The sequence below is a fragment of the Mangrovihabitans endophyticus genome (assembly GCF_014646155.1).
Taxonomy (GTDB): Bacteria; Actinomycetota; Actinomycetes; order Mycobacteriales; family Micromonosporaceae; genus Actinoplanes; species Actinoplanes endophyticus.
Genome location: NZ_BMMX01000023.1, coordinates 71,336 through 90,347, shown reverse-complemented (window position 1 = coordinate 90,347; position 19,012 = coordinate 71,336). Strand labels below are relative to the sequence as shown.

Genomic DNA, 19,012 nt, shown 5'->3' with positions numbered 1-19,012 from the left:
GCGCGCCACGCCCCGCCCGCTCCGCCCCGCGCGGTCCCGCTCCGCCCCGCGCGGTCCCGCGCCGCCCGCCCCGCGTCCCGGCCTCCCTGCGCTGCGCGGTTCCGCGCCGATCTTGGACTTGCGGTGCCTGACTCGACCTGGCATTCCCGATTTGTCCGACCACCAAGTCCAAGATCGACCGCGTGGGGCGTCTATGGCCCGCCGATCTTGGACTTCTTGGTCCGACAAGTCGGTTATGCAGTACCGGAACGGGCACCGCAAGTCCAAGATCGGCGCGGTCTGGCCTGCGGCGCGCGCCAGCCCGGCGCGGGTGTGGCGTGGCGCGGGCGCGGGCGCGGTGTGGCGGGTGTGGGTGTGGCGCGGGTGTGGGTGTGGCGTGGCGCGGGCGCGGGCGCGGTGTGGCGGGCGTGGGTGTGGCGCGGGTGTGGGTGTGGCGTGGCGTGGCGTGGGTGCGGTGTGGCGCGGGTGCGGTGGTGTGGTGGGGGTGGTGCGCCGGGATTCGGTGCACCACACCACACCACGGCCCGGTGGTTGGTTGGTGGGTGTGTCAGTGGGCGGGGCGTTCGGACTCCGGGTGGTTGTAGGAGATGCCCGTGTCCGGCAGCGGGAACGTCTGCTCGTCACCGAACGGCGACGGGCCGCCCGCGTGCGGGGCGAGCAACTCTGCCACGTCGAGCTTGCCGTCCGGTCCCAGGTCGGGTGCGACGGGCTGGCGGGAGCTGGAGAACGGTGTGCCCGCCGCGTCGCCGGTCACCCCGCGGGAACTGCTGGGCTCCATGCCGGCACCGCCGCCGTTGGACGCCAGCTCGTCCCGCCGGAAGATCTTGCGCCCCAACCAGACCAGCGGATCGTAGCGCCGGTCCACGACGCGTTCCTTCATCGGGATGATCGCGTTATCGGTGATCTTGATGTGCTCCGGGCACACCTCGGTGCAGCACTTGGTGATGTTGCAGTACCCCAGGCCCTGGTGCTCCTTGGCGTACTCCTTGCGATCGGTCTTGGCGTCCAGCGGGTGCATGTCCAGCTCGGCCGCGCGGATGAAGAACCGGGGACCGGAGAACGCGTTCTTGTTGTCCTCATGGTCGCGGATGACGTGGCAGGTGTTCTGGCACAGGTAGCACTCGATGCACTTGCGGAACTCCTGCGACCGCTCGACGTCCACCTGCTGCATGCGGTAGTCGCCGGGCTTCACCCCGGGCGGCGGCGCGAAGGCGGGCGTCTCGCGCGCCTTCTCGTAGTTGTACGAGACGTCGGTGACCAGGTCGCGGATCACCGGGAAGGTGCGCAGCGGCGTGATCGTCACGGTCTCGTTCTCCTCGAACGTGGACATCCGCGTCATGCACCCGAGACGGGGCATGCCGTTGATCTCCATCGAGCAGGAGCCGCACTTGCCCGCCTTGCAGTTCCACCGGCATGCCAGGTCGGGCGTCTGCGTGGCCTGCAACCGGTGAATGATGTCGAGCACGACCTCGCCCTCGTTCACCTCGACATCGAAGTCCTGGATCTCGCCGCCGGACGAATCGCCCCGCCAGACCCGGAAATGGCGCTTGGTGCCCATGGTTACTCCGCCTCCCCGGACAGTGCGTCGAACTCGGTCAGCTCGTCCTCGGTCAGGTACTTGCTCAGCTCCGCGCGGTCGAACAGGGTGATCAGCTCGTCGCGCATCTTCGGCACCGGCTTGCGGTCCAGGTGCACGTCGCCGCCCTCGTCGATCGAGCAGACCAGGTTGACCAGCCGCCACTGCGGGTTCATCGACGGGAAGTCCTCGCGGGTGTGACCGCCGCGGGACTCCTCCCGTTCCAGCGCCGCCTTGGCCGTGCACTCCGACACCGCCAGCATGTTGCGCAGGTCCAGCGCGAGATGCCAGCCCGGGTTGTACGCCCGTCCGCCGACCGCGCCCACGTTCGCCACCCGCTGTTTGAGCTCCTGCAGCCGCTTCAGCGAGTCGGCCAGCTCGCCCTCCCGGCGGATGATGCCCACCAGGTCACCCATCACCGTCTGCAGATCCTGCTGCAGCGTGTACGGGTTTTCGCCGCTCTGCCGCTGCAACGGGGCGAGGGCGGTGTCCACCGCGGCCTCCACGTCGGAGGTCGACACCTTCGGACGGCGGGGCAGGGCATCGGCGTACGCCGCCGCGTGCTCTCCCGCCCGCTTGCCGAACACCAGCAGGTCGGACAGCGAGTTGCCGCCCAGCCGGTTGGAGCCGTGCATGCCGCCGGAGACCTCGCCCGCGGCGAACAGCCCCTCCACCGGGCCGCTCGTCGATCCGGTGTCCGGGTCGACCTCCACGCCGCCCATCACGTAGTGGCAGGTGGGCCCGACCTCCATCGGCCCCTTCGTGATGTCGACGTCGGCCAGCTCCTTGAACTGGTGGTACATCGACGGCAGTCGGCGGGTGATGGTCTCGGCGGACATGCGGGTGGAGACGTCCAGGAACACCCCGCCCGCCGGGCTGCCCCGCCCGGCCTTCACCTCGCTGTTGATCGCGCGCGCGACCTCGTCACGCGGCAGCAGCTCCGGCGGCCGGCGGTTGTTGTCCGGGTCGGTGTACCAGCGGTCCGCCTCCTCCTCGGTGTCGGCGTACTGCCGGCGGAACACGTCCGGCACGTAGTCGAACATGAAACGCTTGCCCTCGGAGTTGCGCAGCACCCCGCCGTCGCCGCGGACCGACTCGGTGACCAGGATGCCCTTGACCGACGGCGGCCACACCATGCCGGTCGGGTGGAACTGCAGGAACTCCATGTTGATCAGCGACGCGCCGGCCCGCAGGGCCAGGGCGTGCCCGTCCCCGGTGTACTCCCAGGAGTTCGAGGTGACCTTGTAGCTGCGGCCGACGCCACCGGTGGCGAGCACCACCGCGGGCGCCTCCAGCAGGATGAACTCGCCGGTCTCCCGGTAGTAGCCGAAGGCTCCGGCCACCTTGGCGCTGCCCGGTGCCGAGTGGTCCAGCAACAGATCGGTGATGGTGGTCTCGGCGAAGACCTTGATCCGCGCCTCGTAGTTGCCGAACTCGGCCTTGTCCTCCTGCTGCAACGACACGATCTTCTGCTGGAGGGTGCGGATCAGCTCCAGGCCGGTGCGGTCGCCGACATGCGCGAGGCGGGGGTACTCGTGGCCGCCGAAGTTGCGCTGGGAGATCTTGCCTTCCTTCGTACGGTCGAACAACGCGCCGTACGTCTCCAGCTCCCAGATCCGTTCCGGGGCTTCCTTGGCGTGCAGCTCGGCCATCCGGAAGTTGTTCAGGAACTTGCCGCCGCGCATGGTGTCGCGGAAGTGCACCATCCAGTTGTCGCGGCTGTTCACGTTGCCCATCGCGGCGGCCGCGCCGCCCTCCGCCATCACCGTGTGCGCCTTGCCGAACAGCGACTTGGAGATGATCGCCGTCTTCTTCCCGGCCAGCCGGGCCTCGATGGCGGCGCGCAGACCCGCCCCGCCGGCGCCGATCACGACGACGTCGTAGTGGTGTCGTTCGATCCTGGTGGTCATCGTTTGCGCCTCCTAGCCGACGAATCGCAGGTCGGGGAACCATCCGGCGGCCACGGCCATGACGTAGAAGTCGGTGACTGCGAGCGTGCCGAGCGTGATCCATGCGAGCTGCATGTGCCGCGTGTTGAGCTTCGACACGAAGGTCCAGAAGCGGTAGCGGACGGGGTGGGCGGAGAAGTGCTTCAACCGGCCACCGGCGATGTGCCGGCAGGAGTGACAGGACAACGTGTAGGCCCAGAGCATCACCACGTTGCCGACCAGGATGATGTTCCCCAGCCCGAAGCCGAAGCCGTCGGGACTCTGAAACGCGCGGATCGCGTCGTACGTGTTGATCAGCGAAATGATGGCGGCGGCGTAGAACGCGTACCGGTGGAGGTTTTGCCCGAGAAGCGGGAAGCGGGTCTCCCCGGTGTAGGTCCTGTGCCCGTCCGGCACCGCGCAGGCTGGCGGGGACAACCAGAACGCGCGGTAGTACGCCTTGCGGTAGTAGTAACAGGTGAGCCGGAACAGCAGCAGGAACGGCAGCGTGAACGCGGCCTCCGGGATGAGCCAGAAGCTGGGCAGCGGCGTGCCGAACTCGGCCGAACCCTCGACGCACCGGTCGGTGATGCAGGGGGAGTAGAACGGCGTCAGATAGTGATAGTCCGACACGTAGTACCACTTGTGCATGAACACCCGGACCGTCGCGTAGATGATCCAGGCGCTCAGACCCACGAAGGTCACCAGCGGCGGGAACCACCACCGGTCCGCACGCAACGTCCTCGCCGCGATCGCAGCGCGCGCACGCGCGGCGCCCGGCCTCGTTGCCGTCGTCGTCATACTTTTCCGTCTCCCTGCCCGCTTGCTGCCTGCCCGCTGGCCGCCGAGCCGCTGATGCGCCGAAGTCCGGGCGTGCGAAAGCACCAGCCGCGGGGCGTCCGCGTTGTGTGGCACACGTTACGCCGAGGGTGGGACACATTGTGCGTCAGACGAGACTCGTTTTGTCACAGGTTCGCCGCAGCCGCGTGACAGAACGCGTCCCGGCGTACCGCCCACACGCCCCCAACAGCCCCCGCGATCTTGGACTTTGTGGGCAGATATAGCAGCCGTATCGGTGCGAAACGGGCACCCAAACTCCAAGATCGAGCGGCGCGGAGGGGCGCGGAGGGGCGGGGAGGGGCGGTGCGGGCGTGGTGCGGTGGCGGGCGGGGGCGAGGGTGGGGCGGCGGCGGGGGTGGTGGTGCGGCGGCGGGGGTGGTGCGGGAGGGGGAGAGGGGCGTGGGGCGGCCTCGGCCGTAGCGCGGGGCTGTCTCCCTCGATCCGGCCGTGCGCGGGGGCTGCCATGCGCTCCCTGTGGCAGCCGCTGGCTACGGCTGGGCTCCCTGTGGCAGCCGCTGGCTACGGCTGGGCTCCCTGTGGCAGCCGCTGGCTACGGCCGGGCTCCCTGTGGCAGCCGCTGGCTACGGCCGGGCTCCCTGTGTGCAGCCGCTGGCTACGGCCGGGCTCCCTGTGGCTGCCGCCGAATGGCCGCCCCACGCTCGCCACCGTGACATCCCGCTGCGGCAACCTTCGAAGCGCCTACAGCGCGGGTTGCCACATGCGTCTACTGTGGACGCTAGGAGAGCGCCGGCTCGGGCAGGGTGAGCGCCGTGTACTCCGGGTGTCCGCCGTCCGGCGGCAACGCGCTCAGTCGGCGCAGCATCTCGTGGCGTTGTTCCAGTGCCTCCGGAGTTCTCGGGAGCAGGGCAACGTCGCCTACGGTCACCAGCGCCTGATTCTGCGAGACGAAATCGCGGGTCTCCTTCTCGTACGCGGAGAAGGCCGTCGCGTGGTCCTGATGCGTGGCCATCGCGTGGGCCAGCATGTACGCGTCGACCAGCGCCAGGCTGGATCCCTGCCCGGCGAGGAAGGACGGCGCGTGTGCCGCGTCGCCGATCAGCACCACCCGTCCGGCCGACCAGCGGGGCAGGTGGATCTGGCTGACCACGTCGAAGAACAGGTCGTCGGCCTCGTGCATGGCGGCGACCATCCGGGGCACGTGCCACCCCAGCCCGGCGAAGGTGGCCGCGATCAGGTCTCGCTGCGCCTGCGGGTTCCGGAATGCCGCGAAGGGCGGCTCCGGCCGGGCGAAGGTGAGGAACCCGTGCACCTGTGGACTCTCGCCGACCGCGTACATCACGGCGCCCTTGCCCGGCACGTTCCACATCACTCCCTCGTGGGCCAGTCCGAGCACGTTGGGCATGGTGAAGCCGGCGAAGCAGTAGCCGAGGTAGCGGTGGAACGGTTCCTCGGGGCCCATGACGAGTCCGCGCGTGTGCGAGTGCAGGCCGTCCGCGCCGACCACCACGTCGTAGCGTTCGCTGATGCCGCTGCGGAAGGTGACGTCGACGCCGTCCGGCTGGTCCGCGAGGGTGGCGATGGAGTCGTCGAAGCGGAACTCGGCGTTGTCGCGGGCGGCGCGGAAGAGGCTGGCGGTCAGGTCGCCGCGGGGGAGTTCGATGTCGCGCTGTGCGGAGGCGCCCCCGGTCATCGCCTCGGGGCGCAGCGACGCGACGCGGCTGCCGTCGCCGTCCATGAAGGTGAGCCGCCGCGTGTCGATGTGCGCCGCGCGGAGCTCGGGCAGCAGGCCCATCCGGTCGACCGCCTGCAGGGCGGTGCCGCGGATGTCGATCGGGTAGCCGCCGCCGCGTACCGTCGGTGCCTTTTCGACCACGGTGACGCGGAAACCGTACCGGCTCAACCAGAACGCCAATGCCGGCCCGGCGATGCTCGCGCCGGAGATCAGGATCTTGCCGCGGGATGTCTGGTGCATGATGCCTCCATCCGCCTTGCCCGTCGCGTAGCGACCGACTAGCTAACATAGGTATCTATCTGCCGCGACTGTATACCTAACTTAGGTATCTAAGGAGTGTGATGACGGCCACCCGCGACTCGGGGGACGACCTTCCCTTTCTCCGGGCCGTGCTGCCTCGCATCAGCCAGCTCGGCATGCTGATGAATCGCAGCCGCCTGTACGAGCGGACCGTGGCGCGGGCCGGGATCACCGCGGACCGCCCGGCGCTGAGCGTGCTGATCACCCTGCACACCGCCGGTCAGCCCCTGCGCGTGGGTGAGATCGCCGAGCGTATGAAGGTGGTCGGCCCGCACATCACCCGCCAGCTCCATCAGTTGGAGCGGCGTGCGCTGGTGCGACGGGTCACCGACCCGCAGGATCAGCGTGCCCGCCTGGTGGAGCTCACGGCCGAGGGATCCGGCACTGTCGAGCGATACATGCAGGGCGTGCTGGGTTGGTTCGCCGAGGCGATCGCCGACTGGTCGGAGGCGGACCGGGATGAGTTCGGCCGCCTGCTCGGCCGGTTCGCCGACGACGTGGCGGCCCGGCTGGCCAAGCTCGACGAGGACTGAAAACCGCCGGAACCTGTCGGTGCGCCGTGCGAGAGTGGCCGCCATGAGTGACATGCGTGACCGCTTCCGAGCCCTGCACGAGTCCGGCACCTTCGTGATGCCCAATCCGTGGGATGTGGGCTCCGCCCGGCTCCTGGAGGCCGCCGGCTTCCCCGCCCTGGCGACCACCTCCGCCGGCCTCGCGGCCGGCCTCGGCAAGCTCGACCAGCAGGTCACCCGCGCCGAGCTGGTCGACCATGTGGCGGCGCTGACCGCCGCGGTCGGGGTGCCGGTGAGCGTGGATGCCGAGCGGTGCTTCGCGGACACCGCCGAGGGCATCGCGGAGACCGTGGATCTGCTCGCCGAGGCGGGCGCGGCCGGGCTGTCCATCGAGGACTATGACCCGGCGGCCGGCGCCGTGGAGACGGCCGAGGCGGGCGCGGACCGGGTGGCCGCCGCGGCGCGGGCATGCGCCCGGCACGGCCTGGTGCTCACCGCGCGCGCCGAGAACCATCTGTACGGTCGTGACGACCTGGACGACACCATCGTCCGGCTGCGCGCCTACCGCGCGGCCGGCGCCGACGTGGTCTACGCCCCGGGGCTGCGGGCGGCGACGGACATCCGGCGCCTCGTCGAGGCGATGGACGCGCCGGTCAACGTGCTCGCGGTGACCGGTGCGCCGAGCGTTCCGGAGCTGGCCGAGGTGGGCGTGCGCCGGGTGTCCACCGGCGGCGCGCTGGCCTGGGCAGCCTATGGCGCGTTGCGTGACGCCGCGCGCGAGCTGCGAGACTTCGGCACCACCGGCTTCCGCTCCGGTGCACTGTCCGATGAGGAGGCACAAGCTGCGCTCGGGGTGCCGTCACCGCAACGCGAGGCCGCTCGCGTGGACCTTCTCACCGAGCTTTACGCAGCCTTCAACCGGCGCGACGTGGACGCCGTGCTGGCCGCCATGACTCCCGACGTGGCCTGGCCCAACGGTTGGGAGGGCGGCATGGTCCGTGGACACCGGGAGGTCCGCGACTACTGGCGCCGCCAGTGGGCGGAGATCGATCCGACCGTCGAGCCCGTCGGGTTCGCGGACGAGGACGACGGCCGCATCGCCGTCACGGTGCACCAGACGGTGCGGGACAGGGCCGGCGCGGTGCTGGCCGACCAGACGGTGGTGCACGTCTACCGGTTCGTCGCCGGGCTGGTCGGCGCGATGGAGATCCGGGCGGATCGGTCGGCGGATTGATCTCGTGGTGCGCGCATCGCCCGGTGGCGGCATGATGCTCGGCGGAGCCCAGTGGAGGAGGCCTCGGTGGCGGTGCAGGACTATGTGGTGGCCATCGTGTTCGGCGCGATCATCGGCGTCGTGGCGCGCGTCTTGCTGCCTGGCCGGCAGCGCATCGGCCTGATTCCGACCGTGCTGATCGGGATGGGGTCGGCGGCGGCCGGGACGTGGATCGCCCGCCGGTGGGGCGTGGACAGCCACCACTATCTGGTGGTGGGCGGCCACAGCTACGACTGGCTGGTGCTGGGCGTGCAGGTGGGCATCGCCATCGTCGGCGTGGCCATCGCGGCGATGCTGGCACGGGCCTTCTCCACCGACCGCGAGGAATGAGCCACCGACCGCGAGGAACGGGCCACCGACCGCGAGGAATGAGCCACCGTCCGCGAGGAACGGGCCACCGACCGCGAGGAACGGGCCACCTGCCGCGAGGAACGGGCCACCGACCGCGAGGAACGGGCCACCCCGCTCAGCCGGAGGCGTTGCCGGTCAGGTGCCACGATGCCAGGTGCAGCGCCGGCGCCGTGTAACGCACGCCCGACCAGCGATCCGGCATCGGCACCGACGGGCCGCCCACAGCACGCACCGAGCCGGGGGCGAGCGCCTGCGGGTACGACTGGGTGAACCGCATGTTGCCGACCGCCGAGGTCACCTCGCCGTCCTCGATCAGCCACACGCCGTTGCGCGTGAGCCCCGTGATCACCAGAGACTTCTGTTCCAGCACGCGGGTATACCAGAAGTCGCTGATGAGCAGCCCGCGCTCCACCCCGGACACCAGCGGCGCCGCGGAGTCCGCCGCGGGACCGGCCGACACGCCGGAGCCGTTCGCCGCACCGGCCACCAGGCGCATGTGCAACGCCATCGGACCCCACGAGCGGGAGGCGGGCGATGCGTGCCCGGTGGAGACCTGACCGGTCTCCGCCGCCGACGTGCGGTCGTGCGCGACCGCCGCGGTGACGCCGTCGCGGACCAGCGTCACCGGCCCCCGCGGGGTGCCCTCGATGTCAAACGGCAGGCCGCCGCCGCGGGTCGGCTCGTCGACGATCGTCACGGCCGGGTCGAACTGCTGCGCGCCGATCTCGGCGAACGACTGCCCCCGCGCGTACGCCTTGCCGTTGAACCCGAAGGTGGACAGGTTGTCGAGCATGTCGGCGACCGCGGCCGGTTCCAACACCACCTCGTAGCGCCCGGGCGGCAGCTCGACCGGCCGCCCGCCGGCGCGAGCCTTGGCCGCGGCCCGCGCGCCCAGTGCCGCACCGTCGATGTCGGCCAGGCTCGCGGCGGCCAGGCGCGCCACGCCGTCGGCGCCGTCGAGGCGGGCGATGCCATCCATGGCGGCCTCCACCGCGCGTCCCTCGACGGCCTGCCCGGCGCTGTTGGCGAACGCCGCGGAGGACAGCGTGGTGCGGCAGAAGCCGGCGGTTTCCAGCCCGCCCGCCGCGTCCACGAAGGCGCGCACCTGCGCGGCCCGCAACTCCGGGTCGGCGACCGCGCTGACCTCGTCGAGGCCGCTGGCCGCGGCGGTCAGCGGGGTGGGCGGAACCAGGCCGGGCCAGGCCGCGTCCGGCGGGCTCATCCGGGCGGCTGCCAGCGTGCGGTCCACGAGGGCGGTGAGTCCCGCCTTGTCGATGACCGTGGTGGATCCCGCGGCGGTACGCCCGTCGAGATGCAGCCGGAGCCGTACGGTGGTGGTCGCCTCGGCCACGTTCTGGTGGATGGCGGAGTTGGCGAACCGGGTCAGCGCCTCCGCGTTGTGGTGCACGCCGACCTCGGTCTGCACGTGGGGGCCGGCCGCGGCCCGAACCAGTTCGACGACCTTGCCGGCCAGGGTCAGCTCGCTCATCCGCGCACCCCCACCCGTACGCCGGTGAACCGTGCCGGTGCCGCCGGATGGCCGGTGTGCCCGATCTGGCCCGGCTGACCCTTGCCGCAGTTCGGCGTGCCCCAGGCGACGGTCTCGCCGGAGAGCATGTCCATGGACCGCCAGAACGCCGGGCCGATCCCGGTGTAGGTCGGGTTGCGCAGCATGCGGCCCAGCTTGCCGTTCTTGATCTCGTAGCCGATCTCGCAGCCGAACTGGAAGTTCAGCCGTCGGTCGTCGATGGACCAGGAGCGGTTGATGTCCATCAGGATGCCGTCGTCGGTGGCCGCGATGATCTCGTCGAGGGTGTGCGGTCCGGGCTCCAGGCCCACGTTTGTCATCCGGACCATGGGTAACCGCGCCCAGCCGTCGGAACGCACGCTGCCCGCATAGTCCAGTCCGGCGGTGGCCGCCGAGTCGCGCCCGGCGAGCACGCCGACCCACACGCCGTTACGCACCGCGTCGCGCCGCGCCGCCGGGGTGCCCTCGTCGTCGAATCCGAAGCTGCCCAGGGCGCCCGGGATGGTGGGGTCGATGGTGATGTTCATCAGTTCCGAGCCGTACCGCAGCGAGCCGAGCCGGCCGAGGTCGAGCCACGACGTGCCGGCGAAGGCCGCCTCCCAGCCCAGGATGCGGTCCAGCTCGATGGCGTGCCCCACCGACTCGTGGATCTGCAACGCCAGTTGCTCGCTGCCGAGCACCAGGGTGGTCTCCCCGGCCGGGCACGGCGGCGCGGTGATCAGGGCCCGCGCCTCCTCCGCCATGCGTGGCGCGTGCCCGACGAGGTCGAGTTCGTCGACCAGTTCCCAGCCGCGTGTGCCGTACTGCCCCCGGTGCGAGGGCCAGGAGCGGCGCTGAATCTCGCCGTCGCCGTGCACGCTGGCGGTGATGCCCGCGCCGCACTCGCGCACATGCTGGTCGATGCGGTGACCGTCGCTGGAGACGAACCATTTGCGGGTGTCCCAGATCTGGTAGATGCCCTCGGCGAGGTCGGCTCCCGCGCCCTTGGCCGCGGCGGTGGCGCGGACCAGCAGGTCGCCCTTGTCCGACAGCGGTACGGCCAGCGGGTCGAGGTGGCACGCGCTGGCCCAGCTCGCCTCGGTCGCGGCGGTGGGCACCAGCTCCATCGGCGGGCCGGGCACGCGCGCGCTGGCTCGGGCGATCTGGGTGGCGCGCCGGCCGGCGGCTGCCGCGGCGGCGGGCGACAGGTCCGGTACGGCGAAGAAGCCCCAGCTCGACCCGACAAGCGATCGCACACCGACGCCGGCGCTCTCGGTGGAGGAGAGGTCTTCGACGTCGCCGTCGCGCGCGTTCATCGTCTCGGTGCGGCGCACCATCACGCGGGCGTCGGCATAGCGAGCGCCGGCGTCGAGCGCCGCCTGCACCGCCGCGCAGGCCTCGTCGAAGTGGGTCATGCATCGACCCTAGGCGACTCGTGCGCGATGGGGCGACCCGTGCTTGACGGGGGAGACGGGGGACCGGTGCGGGAGGGAGGGGCGACCGGCGACGGGTCAGCGCGGCGGCAGCAGGTCGTCCGGGCACAGGGAGACGGTGACCGGCTCGGTGAGCTCCAGGGTCTGGCCGCGTTCGGCAGTGGAGTGCTCGATGTAGTGGCTGCCGGTCAGCTCGTACAGGTGCAGCGTGCCGCTTCGGTGGTCGACCAGCAGGTACCACGGGATGCCGGCCGCCGCGTAGTAATGCATCTTCAGGACTCGGTCGACGTTGGCGTTTGACGGCGAGACGATCTCGCAGACCAAGCTGACCTGCGCGACATCGATGACGGACTCGTCCACATCGATGTCTGCCGAGGCCACGACGACATCGGGAATGAGGACTCGGCCGCGCTTCAGGCGGACGTTCACCGCCTCCAGGACATGGCGGTGGTCTGCCTCGGGCTCGAGCGCGTTGGCCAGTCGGCGCGACACTATTTGGTGGCGGGGGGTAGGGGCAGGGGTCATGTATAAGCTCCCGTCGAACAGCTCGATCCGTTCCCGGGTCTTGCCGATCGCCAGGTAGCGCTCCTCGCTCATGGGCAGACCGAAGCTCATGGGCGCGGGCGTCTCGGTGTCGAAGAGCGCAGTCGTCATGGGCACCTCCGGGTCGTTGGCGTCCATCGTGGCCCCCTCCTAGTCGCTAGTCAAGGTTAACCCCGACTACCCCTCCAAGATGCATGACCGAGTCCTGCACGTACACCCCCTCGGTCAGCACATAGCTGTAAAGAGCGTTGTACTCCTGCTCGGCCAGCAGATACCAGGGGATGCCCGCCGCCGCGTAGCAGTACATCTTCATCGCCCTGTCCACCGCCGCGCTGCCCGCGGAGACCACCTCGCAGACCAGCTTCACCTCGGGCGCTTCGACCACCATGGAGTCCAGGTCGATCGGCCCGGTGACGATCAGGTCAGGTACGGCGATCCGGCCGGGATCCAGGCGTACCGCGACGCTGTAGAGGATGTTCATGTCCGCGCGTCCGGCCCGCAGCGCCACCGCGAGCGCGCCCACGATGAGCTGGTGCCGCGGCGTTTCCCGGGGGCAACTGTGCAGGCTGCCGTCCCACAGCTCGACGCGTGACCCGGTCGGGCCGAGCGAGAAATAGTCGGCCTCGCTGACGGGCAGGCCCGCGGTGGGCAGCGGGCCGTCGCTCAGCAGCACTGTCATGGATGCTCCATTCCGATGGTGCGGCGGATGAAATCGAGTTCCTGGTGCAGTCCGAAGGCGCGGTCCACCACCAGCAGGTCCGGCGTGTCCGGCTCATCCGTGAGGCTGTGATGCGCGTACACGTCCGGTGCGTCGGCGAGCCGTCCCAGGTAGCGCTCGGCGTACGCGGTCGGCGTGTGGCCCCAGTCGGTGATCGGGTCCCGGGCCACGGCGCAGCGCACCAGGCCGGCGTGACGGTGCACAGCCAGCGCGGCGAGCCAGCCGCCCAGTCCCACACCGCGCGCGGCGACCCGGTCCAGGTCGAGGTCGGGGTGCTTGCCCCACAACGCGTGCAGCGCATCGCGGTGGTCGGCGAGCGTCACGTCGGCCAGCCGGCGGTGCACCGCCTTCTCGAAGCTGGGCGCCACCCCGGGCGTACCGCGGCTGTCCACGCTGACCACCGCGAAGCCGGCCTGCGCGAACCATTGCCGTTCCTGCCACGCGGCCGGATCGGCGATCACCTGCTGGTGGCCCGGCCCGGCGCCGAAGGTGAGCAGCACCGGCAGGCGGGTGCCGGAGACCCAGTCGGTGGGATAGAGCACCCCGGCCGGCAGGCGGCGGTCGGTCACCCGATCCAGCACCGGAGCGGGACGGTACGGCAGGGGTGCGGCGTGCGAGGTGAGCGCGCCGACCGCGGTGCCGCCACGCCATACCCGGTCGTCCACGACCAGCACGTCACCGCCGACGGCCGCGGTGTGCCAGCCCGGCTCGGTGGTCACCGGCGTGGCCTCGGCACCCGCGCCGGACGCCCCGGTGCGTACCCGGAAGATGTGCTGCATCGACGGTTCACCGTCGGTGCCCGCCACGATCAGGTCCGGCGATCCGGCCGGCGTCCCGGTGCGCGAATGTGCGCCGATCACCCGGCGCACGTACAGGCCGGGCGGGGTGATCAGGCTGCCGTCGGCGAACAGGCAGCGGGCGTCGAAGCCGTCGTGCGCCAGTTCGCCGCCCACCAGCACGCGCCCGTCGGCCAGTTGCCGGGGGGTGCCGGGCACCGGTTCCACCCAGCGGGCGTCGGCCAGTTCGGCGTGCACCTGGGTCTCCCCGGTGCGCGGATCGATCGCCAGCACCAGCCCGTGCTGCTGCATCCGGCGCAGCACGGTGATCAGCGGCGGTCCGATGTCGTCCCAGCGCACGTCGGCCAGGTGTGGGTAGGTCTCCCGGTCCCAGTGCACGTCCACCCAGCCGCCGTCCAGGTCGAGCAGGTGCAGGCTGACGGCGCGGGCGAGCCGGCAGGCCAGGATCTGGCCGCCGTCCGGCGACCACCACCAGCCGCGGGCGCGGCCGAACAGATCGGCCGGTTCGCCGGCCGAGCCCCAGCGCACCCCGCCCGGGTCCCGCCAACTGGCCCCGCCCGGCTCGCCGGCCAGCAGCTCGTCGCCGTGCGGCCCGATCACGCGGAGGCAGCCGTCGGCGGTCAGGTAGCCCAGATGCGTACCGTCCGGCGAGGGCTGTGGATCGGTGGTCCGGCCGTCGGTGGGCACCTCGGCCACCCGCCCGGACAGCAGATCGGCCCGGTGCAGCCGGCCGTCGTGGGACCAGGTGGCGACGGTGGCGTCCCGGTCGATGCCGTAGTCCGGGGCCGGGCCGCCGACGCGCCGCTCGGTGCCGCTCGCCACGTCGAGCACCCACAGGTCGGGGGACGCGGCGTAGGGCCCGGCGGAGCGCAGGAAGACGACACGCGCGCCGTCCGCGCCGACGGTCACCCCATAGGGTGCGCCGTTGCGGAAGCCGGCGGTGCGTCGCGCCAGGTCCGGGAAGTCCACGGACACCAGCATCGCTGATCAGGGGGCCTTCGCGCCCGGCAAAGCCGCGACAAAGGTGGGATAGATCGCGCGTAGAGTGGCGCGGGTGACTGACGCCCTGCCCGACCGACGCCTCCTGCTCGTGCACGCACACCCGGATGACGAGGTCACCGGCACCGGTGCGGCCATGGCTCATTACGCCGCTGCCGGCGCGCACGTGACGCTGGTGACGTGCACGCTCGGCGAGGAGGGCGAGATCCACGTGCCGGACCTCGCCCAGCTTGAGGCGGCTCAGGCCGATCAGCTCGGCGGCTACCGCGTCGTGGAGCTGGAGCGGGCGTGCGCCGCGCTTGGCGTCACCGACCACCGGTTCCTCGGCGGCGCCGGGCGCTACCGGGACTCCGGCATGATGGGCCTGGCGACCAACAACCACCCGCGCTGTTTCTGGCAGGCCGACCTGGACGAGGCCGCGTCCCACCTCGTGAAGATCATCTCCGAGGTGCGCCCGCAGGTGATGATCACGTACGACCCGAACGGCTTCTACGGTCATCCGGACCACATCCAGGCGCACCGGGTCGCGATGCGGGCCGCCGAGCTGGCCGGTGACCAGGGGCCGGAGAAGATCTACTGGACGGCGATGCCGCGCCGGGTGCTGGCCGAGGGCATGGCCGCGTTCCGGGAGCTCGACGACAACCCGTTCGCCGGTGTGGAGGACGTGGCCGACCTGCCGTTCGGCAGCACGGACGAGGAGATCGCGGCGCGGATCGACGGCACCGACCACTACGACAAGAAGACCGCGGCGATGCGGGCGCACGCCACGCAGATCCCGGACAACTCGTGGTTGTACGGCATCGCCGGCGGCTTCGGCGCCGAGTTCATGGGCGTGGAGTACTTCCGCCTGGCCAAGGGCGAGCGCGGGCCCGCGTCCGGACCGCACGGCTGGGAGAGCGATCTGTTCGCCGGGCTGTCGGCGGCGCGCACGGATCCGGCCGGGCCGTGAGCATGACCGCCGAGCCGGTGGCGGCACCGCCCGAGCCACCGGTGCGCCGTCGCTCCGGCGGGGACACCGTGATCCGGGTCGCCGGCGTGGTGGTCACGGTGCTGGCCACGGTGCTCAGCGGAATGCTGGAGCTGTTCACCACCACGTGGCGGCTGGGCGGCGTCCCGATCGGGGTCTCCGTGCCGGCGGCCGTGCTGGGCAACACCGCGATCGCCTGGTTCGCGGTGACCACCACCGGGCGACGGTGGGCCATCGGGCCGCCGTGGGTGCTGTGGACGCTGATGATGCTGGCCGCCGCCGGTGCCCGGCGCACCGAGGGTGACTTCCTGATCGGCGGGTCCGACTGGGTGGCTCTGGTGATGATCCTGGCGGGCAGCCTCACGTTCGCCGTGTACGCATATCGGATGATCCTGCGGGGTTCGGTTGCCGCCAGACGATGACCCGGTGCCGTCGGTGGGCAGGCCCGGCGTCCGGCGGATCGTCGTGGTCGCGGTGGTGGCCGCGGTGCTGCTCGGCGGGGCCGGGCTGGTGGCGTACGTGCTCAGCGGGGACGTCCCGCGCGGTACCCGCGTGCTCGGCCTGGACCTGGGCGCGAAGTCGCGGTCCGAGGCGGAGCGGGCGCTGGCCGACGCGTACGGCCCGCGCGCGACCGAACCGGTCGACGTGAACTTCGACGGCGCCCGGCTGCGGATCGCCCCCGCCGACATCGGCATGACGCTGGACATCGACGCCACCGTGGCGCGGGCGATGCGCGGGCCGGCGCGACTGTCCGGGCACCGGATCGTCAGCCCGGTCATCCGCCTCGACCAGGCGAAACTCGACGCGGTGCTGCGCCGCCGCGTGGACCCGAGCGCGATCACGCTCATCCGGCCGTCGATCACCTTCGACGGCCTCACCCCGCGCCCGACGTACGGCTCGGCGGGCACCAATCTCGACCCGGAGGCCGCCGCGGTCGCCGTCCGCCGGACCTGGCTCACCGGCGGTGTCGCCGCAGTGGGGCTCACCCCGCGTCCACCGGTGTCCTCCCGTGCCGACGTCGACCGGCTCGTCGCCGAACTCGCCGAACCGGCGGTCGCCGCGCCGGTGACCGTCCGTGCCGGGGACAAGACCCTCACGCTGGCTCCCGCGGCGATCGCCCACGGACTGGTGTTCCGCGCCGACGCGTACGGGGAACTGACGCCCTCGATCGACACCGCCCGCCTGCGTGCCGCGGCGAGACGGCAGTTCACCGCGGTGGAGACGCCGCCCGGGACCGCGGGCGCCCCCGGGAGCATGATCGACATGGCTCGGCTCGGCCCGGACCTGCTGACCGTGCTGGGTCGCCCGGCACCGCGTACGGTCCGGGCGCACCTGGTGGCCTGGCGGGAGGGGGCCGGAAATGCCTGATCTCCAGCGGACTCCCAGGTTTCACACAGGACACGCGGCGCATCATCCGCAAGGATGGCAAGGAGCTGAAGCGAGAGAAGTTCACTGGCGGTACGCTCCCGAGTCACGGTTCGTGTGCGGCGACGCCGGCTGACCCTGGGGAGGATGCGGTGGGACGACACTGGATGCGGATCGCGGCCCTGGCGGTGGGATTGTTCGCCGTCAACGTGGTGGCCCGCCTGGTGATCCGGATCTGGTTCAGCGATGACGAGACCGCCGAGAGCCACACCTCCATCGTCATGTTCGCGGTGATCGGCGTGCTTCTGGCGGTGATCACCTTCATCCGGGCGCAGCAGTCCCGTCCCGGCGGATGGCTGCCCGAGCTGACCGCCGCCGCGGTCGGCGGCATGCTCCTGACCATCCTGGTCGGACCGTTCGTGAGCGGCGACACCCCGTTCGGCGGCGGCGCCGGCTTCTTCTTCTCCCAGGTGTGGCTGTACGGCGGGTTCGCCATCGTGGGCACCCTGCTGGGCTACTGGACGGCCACCGCCCTGGGACGCGACTACCGATCCCGCTCTCTGGCGGCATACACCTCGGCCCGCAGCGCCCGGCCACACCGGACGGTGCGGCGGTGACCATGCCGCGATGAGCCGCGCGTGCCCCGCTGGTCGGCGAGCCCAGCGGGTCGTGCAACCTCGGCGGGCGTGGTGCCGGTCAGGGGAGTTGTGAGACAAGACAGAAGCTCGGTACGGACCGAGCGCGACGAGCAGTTCCACGACTTCGTGGCCGGCCGGCGCGCCGCCCTGGTGCGCACCGCCAGGCTGCTGACGGCCGGGGACACCCATCTCGCCGAGGACCTCGTGCAGGCCGCGCTGACGAAGCTGTACGTGTCCTGGCCGGCGTTCCGGCGAGCCGACAACCCGGACGGCTATGTGCGGCGTGTCCTGGTCAACGTGTTGACCGACGAACGCCGCCGGGTCTGGCGGCGCCGGGAACGTCCGATGGCGCAGTTGCCCGAGCAGCCCGGCCCGGCGCGCGACCCGGCGACCGGCCCGGCGGACGACGCCCTGCGCCAAGCGCTGCGTGATCTGCCACCGCGCATGCGGGCGGCCGTGGTGTTCCGCTACTTCCACGAGCTCGGGGTCGAGGAGACCGCCGACGCGCTCGGATGTTCGGTGGGCACCGTGAAGAGCCAGACCGCTCGCGCACTCGACAAACTCCGCACCGCCCTCCGCCCACCGGGAGGTGCCGCGCCGCACGGCGCCGCGTCCCACTCCGTTGTTCTCCGCCAGGGAGTGAGCTCATGATGGACTTGCACGATCGTCTCGACCAGTTCGCCGGATCTCCGGCGCACCCCGACAGCACGCAGATCGACGCCGATGTGGCCCGCGGCCGTGCGGCGCTGCACCGCCGCCGCGTCACCGGGGCCGTCGCCGCCTCGGCCACCGGGGTGGCCGCCCTGGTCGCCGCGGTCGCCATCGCGGCGGGCGGCATCGGCACCGGCGGCGTCGGCGCCGATGCCGGCACCGGAACCGGCGATCGGACGACCGCGAACGGCTCGGTCGGTGCCTCCGCCGACGGCGCCGGCGACGGCCGCGTGCGCCTGGTCGCCTACACCGGCGCCCAGCCGAAGGGCTTCACCATCGACACCGTGCCGGACGGCTGGTTCATTCAGACCGATGACAACTACAGCCTGCTGCTGGCACCCGACCGGGCGAAGAACCCCGGCCCGAACGCCGACCCGTCACGGGATCCGGTCTACGACCCGCAGAGCTTCGTCGGCAAGATCGGCATCATGTTGCAGTCCAAGGACGCGCACGGGGTGCCGGAGGGCACCACCGTCACGGTGGGCGGCAAGGACGGCGTGCTGGTGAAGAGCCGTCCCGCCATGACGCCGGACGGGTCGCAGCCCCCGGCCGACGGTGACACCGGCTGGGAGCTCTATGTGCGGCAGCCGACCGGGATCCAGTTGATCGTGCAGTTCTGGGAGGGGCTGGGCCTCACTCAGGACCAGATGATCGACATCGGCGCCGGCGTGCACGTCCACAAGGACGCGGCCCAGGGCGTCGGCTGACCGGACAGCGCCCGATGGGAACGGGTCGTCCCCTGCGTGCGTCACGCAGGGGACGACCCGTTTGGGGGGCGGAGTGGGGTCAGGTGAGGTTGCCGCCGAGGTTGTTCCAGGAGCTCCAGCCGTTGCCGGGGGTGTAGACCTTGGCGTAGGTGTG

General features: G+C 71.5%; 18 protein-coding genes. 9 read left to right on the top strand and 9 right to left on the bottom strand.

The features are described 5' to 3' along the window. Positions 1-547 precede the first annotated feature (547 nt). The 4 genes from IEY73_RS22210 to IEY73_RS22195 all read right to left on the bottom strand — a co-directional run bounded on the left by IEY73_RS22210 (position 548) and on the right by IEY73_RS22195 (position 6,277). Entirely contained in the window at positions 548-1,558 is a 1,011-nt protein-coding gene (locus tag IEY73_RS22210) for a succinate dehydrogenase/fumarate reductase iron-sulfur subunit (RefSeq protein WP_189081215.1), read from the bottom strand. 2 nt (positions 1,559-1,560) lie between these two features. After that, a complete protein-coding gene (locus tag IEY73_RS22205; RefSeq protein ID WP_189081214.1) occupies positions 1,561-3,486 on the bottom strand; it encodes a fumarate reductase/succinate dehydrogenase flavoprotein subunit in 1,926 nt (641 codons plus the stop codon). 12 nt (positions 3,487-3,498) lie between these two features. Beyond that, entirely contained in the window at positions 3,499-4,305 is an 807-nt protein-coding gene (gene sdhC / locus IEY73_RS22200) for a succinate dehydrogenase subunit SdhC (RefSeq protein ID WP_189081213.1), read from the bottom strand. A gap of 775 nt (positions 4,306-5,080) precedes the next feature. Further along, positions 5,081-6,277: an FAD-dependent monooxygenase gene (locus IEY73_RS22195; RefSeq protein WP_189081212.1), complete on the bottom strand. Its 1,197-nt coding sequence runs from the start codon at positions 6,275-6,277 to the stop codon at positions 5,081-5,083. Positions 6,278-6,378: 101 nt separating this feature from the next. Between IEY73_RS22195 and IEY73_RS22190 the strand changes: the two genes are divergently transcribed. The 3 genes from IEY73_RS22190 (at position 6,379) to IEY73_RS22180 (ending at position 8,452) form a co-directional block, all read left to right on the top strand. After that, positions 6,379-6,870 carry a MarR family winged helix-turn-helix transcriptional regulator gene (locus IEY73_RS22190; protein ID WP_189081211.1) on the top strand — a complete coding sequence of 164 codons (492 nt, stop codon included), beginning with the start codon at positions 6,379-6,381 and terminating at the stop codon, positions 6,868-6,870. Between the two features lie 43 nt (positions 6,871-6,913). Continuing rightward, entirely contained in the window at positions 6,914-8,083 is a 1,170-nt protein-coding gene (locus IEY73_RS22185; protein ID WP_189081210.1) for an isocitrate lyase/phosphoenolpyruvate mutase family protein, read from the top strand. Positions 8,084-8,149: 66 nt separating this feature from the next. Beyond that, positions 8,150-8,452 carry a GlsB/YeaQ/YmgE family stress response membrane protein gene (locus IEY73_RS22180; RefSeq protein WP_189081209.1) on the top strand — a complete coding sequence of 101 codons (303 nt, stop codon included), beginning with the start codon at positions 8,150-8,152 and terminating at the stop codon, positions 8,450-8,452. Positions 8,453-8,588: 136 nt separating this feature from the next. On the opposite strand, the gene IEY73_RS22175 is transcribed toward IEY73_RS22180, so the two are convergent. The 5 genes from IEY73_RS22175 to IEY73_RS22155 all read right to left on the bottom strand — a co-directional run bounded on the left by IEY73_RS22175 (position 8,589) and on the right by IEY73_RS22155 (position 14,452). Beyond that, positions 8,589-9,962: a TldD/PmbA family protein gene (locus tag IEY73_RS22175; protein ID WP_189081208.1), complete on the bottom strand. Its 1,374-nt coding sequence runs from the start codon at positions 9,960-9,962 to the stop codon at positions 8,589-8,591. Further along, positions 9,959-11,395, bottom strand: a complete 1,437-nt coding sequence (locus IEY73_RS22170; protein ID WP_189081207.1) for a TldD/PmbA family protein — start codon at positions 11,393-11,395, stop codon at positions 9,959-9,961. Before IEY73_RS22170 ends, IEY73_RS22175 begins: the two co-directional genes overlap by 4 nt. 96 nt (positions 11,396-11,491) lie before the next feature. After that, positions 11,492-12,094 carry a Uma2 family endonuclease gene (locus IEY73_RS22165; protein WP_373292844.1) on the bottom strand — a complete coding sequence of 201 codons (603 nt, stop codon included), beginning with the start codon at positions 12,092-12,094 and terminating at the stop codon, positions 11,492-11,494. 19 nt (positions 12,095-12,113) lie between these two features. Beyond that, on the bottom strand, positions 12,114-12,635 hold the full coding sequence (locus tag IEY73_RS22160) for a Uma2 family endonuclease (protein ID WP_189081206.1): 522 nt from the start codon (positions 12,633-12,635) through the stop codon (positions 12,114-12,116). After that, on the bottom strand, positions 12,632-14,452 hold the full coding sequence (locus tag IEY73_RS22155; protein WP_373292843.1) for a S9 family peptidase: 1,821 nt from the start codon (positions 14,450-14,452) through the stop codon (positions 12,632-12,634). Before IEY73_RS22155 ends, IEY73_RS22160 begins: the two co-directional genes overlap by 4 nt. Before the next feature lie 73 nt (positions 14,453-14,525). On the opposite strand from IEY73_RS22155, the gene mshB reads away from it, so the two are divergent. The 6 genes from mshB to IEY73_RS22125 all read left to right on the top strand — a co-directional run bounded on the left by mshB (position 14,526) and on the right by IEY73_RS22125 (position 18,858). Then, positions 14,526-15,419 (top strand): N-acetyl-1-D-myo-inositol-2-amino-2-deoxy-alpha-D-glucopyranoside deacetylase, encoded by an 894-nt coding sequence (gene mshB / locus IEY73_RS22150; RefSeq protein ID WP_189081204.1) that lies wholly within the window; start codon positions 14,526-14,528, stop codon positions 15,417-15,419. 2 nt (positions 15,420-15,421) lie between these two features. Continuing rightward, the gene (locus IEY73_RS22145; protein ID WP_189081222.1) at positions 15,422-15,859 is read left to right on the top strand and encodes a hypothetical protein; all 438 of its coding nucleotides are present in this window, start codon (positions 15,422-15,424) and stop codon (positions 15,857-15,859) included. After that, positions 15,843-16,805 carry a hypothetical protein gene (locus IEY73_RS22140; RefSeq protein WP_229716039.1) on the top strand — a complete coding sequence of 321 codons (963 nt, stop codon included), beginning with the start codon at positions 15,843-15,845 and terminating at the stop codon, positions 16,803-16,805. The genes IEY73_RS22145 and IEY73_RS22140 overlap by 17 nt, the downstream gene beginning before the upstream one ends. A 149-nt stretch (positions 16,806-16,954) precedes the next feature. Beyond that, positions 16,955-17,419, top strand: coding sequence for a hypothetical protein (locus IEY73_RS22135; protein WP_306661522.1), 465 nt, complete (start codon positions 16,955-16,957; stop codon positions 17,417-17,419). Positions 17,420-17,509: 90 nt separating this feature from the next. Then, entirely contained in the window at positions 17,510-18,091 is a 582-nt protein-coding gene (locus IEY73_RS22130) for a SigE family RNA polymerase sigma factor (RefSeq protein WP_189081202.1), read from the top strand. Beyond that, entirely contained in the window at positions 18,088-18,858 is a 771-nt protein-coding gene (locus IEY73_RS22125; protein ID WP_189081201.1) for a hypothetical protein, read from the top strand. Before IEY73_RS22130 ends, IEY73_RS22125 begins: the two co-directional genes overlap by 4 nt. Positions 18,859-19,012 lie beyond the last annotated feature (154 nt).